The organism is Aliivibrio sp. SR45-2 (assembly GCF_963890165.1).
GTDB classification, from domain to species: Bacteria; Pseudomonadota; Gammaproteobacteria; order Enterobacterales; family Vibrionaceae; genus Aliivibrio; species Aliivibrio salmonicida.
Genome location: NZ_CAWPRC010000015.1, coordinates 1 through 3093, shown reverse-complemented (window position 1 = coordinate 3093; position 3093 = coordinate 1). Strand labels below are relative to the sequence as shown.

The 3093-nt window shown below is 35.1% G+C and carries 3 protein-coding genes; 1 reads left to right on the top strand and 2 read right to left on the bottom strand.

The annotated features are described in order from the left end of the window. Window positions 1-86 precede the first annotated feature (86 nt). Complete coding sequence (locus AACV33_RS00770; protein WP_065609380.1) at window positions 87-836, bottom strand: phosphatase; 750 nt, start codon at window positions 834-836, stop codon at window positions 87-89. 143 nt (window positions 837-979) lie between these two features. On the opposite strand from AACV33_RS00770, the gene AACV33_RS00765 reads away from it, so the two are divergent. Then, a complete protein-coding gene (locus AACV33_RS00765) occupies window positions 980-1159 on the top strand; it encodes a hypothetical protein (RefSeq protein ID WP_017021420.1) in 180 nt (59 codons plus the stop codon). 2 nt (window positions 1160-1161) lie between these two features. Here AACV33_RS00765 and AACV33_RS00760 read toward each other — a convergent pair. Further along, the coding region (locus AACV33_RS00760) for a transporter substrate-binding domain-containing diguanylate cyclase (protein WP_182700660.1) at window positions 1162-3093 on the bottom strand (1932 nt) is incomplete at its 5' end.

The window sequence follows — 3093 nt, the reverse complement described above, 5'->3', positions numbered from 1 at the left end:
GTAAGATAAGGGATAAGAGATAAGAGATAAGAGATAAGAGATGGAAGATTAACTCAATCTTCCATGTTCATTTCTAAAAGAAAGCATTATTTTGATAGTGCTTCGAATTCAGCAATTGGAGCATGTCCACGTAATGCTAAAAAAGCTAAAAACTGTTTCGGTGAATGAGTAATAATTTTATCGAAGGGGAAATCTAAGGCATCAATTAATTGTTCTACTTTTTCAAATTTCCCAATGTCTTGACAAAAATGCGCATCACTTCCTGTCGTAATATACGCGCCTAATTCTTTCGCTACCTTAGCGATTTCATAGCAACGGTCAACACTACCTACTCGGCTAGTTCCTTTCAGTGAGGTATTGTTTATTTCAATGGCAACGTTATGTTTAACTGCCTCTTGAATTACTTCTTTAAAATCAAAATCAAAATTTGGATTGCCTAAATGGCCTAATGCATCTACACGACCTGATGAGATAATCTTGATTAATGCTTGGGTGTGTACTAACTTATTTTTAGGGGGAAAAACTGGCTCGTGGAAACTTGCAATGATCCAGTCTAGGTTTTGGTCAACCGAAAGGGGAATATCTATATCTCCTTCTAGATTACAAATGTTGACTTCGCAGCCCCTAAGAATAGCGACGCCATGAAGAAAACGAGGTAATACGCGCTGATTACTGAAAAACCAATAATGTGGCGCGCCAGGCATTGAAGAGGCGTGATCTGTAGTACAAAACATAGGTAAACCAAGTGTGGATGCTGAAAAAGCATTCTCACTGATTGTACTGTAAGCATGGCCACTAGCATAAGTGTGAGTGTGGGTATCTACCTGAATGCGCATTTGTTTTCTCCAATCAACAGCGATACGAACAGTATAACTGATTTTTGAAACTTTTAGCTTTTACATTTGTCTGACAAAGCGTAAGAAAAAGAGAACTATTATTGGTTCAATCAATGTATGAATGGATATGATCGAGACTTGTTATGATTAAAGCAGATACTCTTAAAATTGAATTGAATGAACTGACGGTATATCAGTTACGCAATCTTCAACATGCGATCAGTAAAAAATTGAAAGAAAAGTCGGCTCAAAGTTACACAAAAAAAGCCGAGCTTTTGACTCAAGAAGAACTGGATATGTTAGCGGAAGTGATGAAGAACTAACGCTACCCAATGACTACTTTATTTCTACCTTGTTCTTTCGCTGCGTATAAAGCCGCATCAGCTTTAATTAATAGTTCTTCATAACTCAGGTTTTCATTAAATTGAGCTATCCCAAAGCTCATTGTTATTGTTTGCTCATTTGTTGCAGGCATCTTTTCTATTTTCTTCCGTAAACATTCCGCTAATACCTTTGCTCCTGATGAGTGAGTATTAGGGCAAATGATGATGAATTCTTCTCCCCCCCATCGACCGACAATGTCAGAGGTTCTTATGTTATTTAGTAAGAGTGCTGACATATTAACGATCACTTCATCACCTGCAATATGTCCAAAAGTATCATTAATCTTTTTAAAATAATCGATGTCACACATGATAACGCTGAGTGGCATATCGGTGCGAAGCGATAATTTTTGCTGCTTAACTAAATGTGTATCTATTACACGTCGGTTATAGAGAGAGGTTAAGCTGTCGTAAGTGGACAGTTGAATCAACTTAGTGTTGTATTTTTTTAGTAGTTTTTGTCTATACAATAATGCACCAATGATCGCGACGATAACACCAAGTAAAACTTTAAATAATTTCACATCAAATGGACTTGTGTATTTTACTGACAGCCAATTATTAATGAGTGTGTTGGTTTCTTCTGGAGGAATAGAATGTATTGTTTTTTCAATAATGCTTTTTAATAAAGGTTCATCATTACGAGTTCCTATCCTAAGATCCCAGGTGTTTTCTACTTTGCCACTGATCATTAAAGAGGGGTAATGACGTTGTATTGCATAACTTAATATTTCAACAGAATCAATGAAACCAAATAACTCACCACTATTGACTTTCGTTAAGCCTTCTTCTAAATCATCTACAAACTCAATTTTTACAGAAGGGTGAAATAGAGGCGTCATATTCGATTGAGAGTAACCCCTAATAATACCAATGCTTACATCTCTTAGGTGGTTAAAGTTGGTAATGAAGCGAGCGTCAGTTTTCGTCGCGATAACAATGTCACTTTTATAGACTGTTTTTGTATAATCTAATGTACTCAGTGTTGCGTTGGTCATATCTATAGGGAGGATTAAATCACACACTCTATTGTTGATTTTTTGTAGACTCTCGTTCCAATCTTTTGTTGGGATAAATTGAAATGGAATATTTAATTTCTCTTGAATTAATGAGATTAAAGACGTTGACATTCCGATGGGTTTGCCATTATTAACGCCACTAAATGGCATGAGATCATTAGGAAGGCAATAGTTGAATTGTGATTTTGTGTTTAAGTACTCTAACTCTGCATCAGATAAGGGCAGTAAACCATCTTTAAATGCAATGGGTTTTTTTATTAACCATGCATTATTCAAATTATGTATATCATCCAAAGAAATACTCTCGATTGCTTTATCAAGTATGTTTTTTAGGAGAATATTATTCTTATTCGTTGCAAGGTAATTATAAGTATCAGTAAAGTGCGCTTGGTCATTAATATCTTTAGTATTCAATGAGGTGAAATAATATTTTGAAAGGTAGTAATTAAAAACAGCAAGCGGTCCTATCGCGGCATCTGCATTTCCATTTAATACTTGTTCGATAGATTCAAGGGTATTGGAAGAGAGTAATACATCAGAATCTGGATAATGATGAGATAAAATATCTTGGTAGGCGTATTGTTCTACGACAGAAACGACTTTATCCGTAAGATAATCATCAAATGTGCCTAGATCCATATTATTAAAATATAAAGGTGAATTTGTTTTTTTTGATAACAAGGCATTTGTCATCGTGAAAACTGGATTATGACTGAAATTTAAATATTTCTTTCTACTTTCTGTTTTTCGAATGTTCGCGATGACATCAATCTCATTATTTTTAAGTAACGTTAATGATTGCGCCCATGATGTGTGCTTCACATAGATAATCTCAACATTGAGTTGTGCGGCTAT

Excerpts from the sequence above, each read along its gene's own strand:
- AACV33_RS00770 (WP_065609380.1), bottom strand. The coding sequence starts at position 836 with ATGCGCATTCAGGTAGATACCCACACTCACACTTATGCTAGTGGCCAT.
- AACV33_RS00765 (WP_017021420.1), top strand. The coding sequence starts at position 980 with ATGATTAAAGCAGATACTCTTAAAATTGAATTGAATGAACTGACGGTA.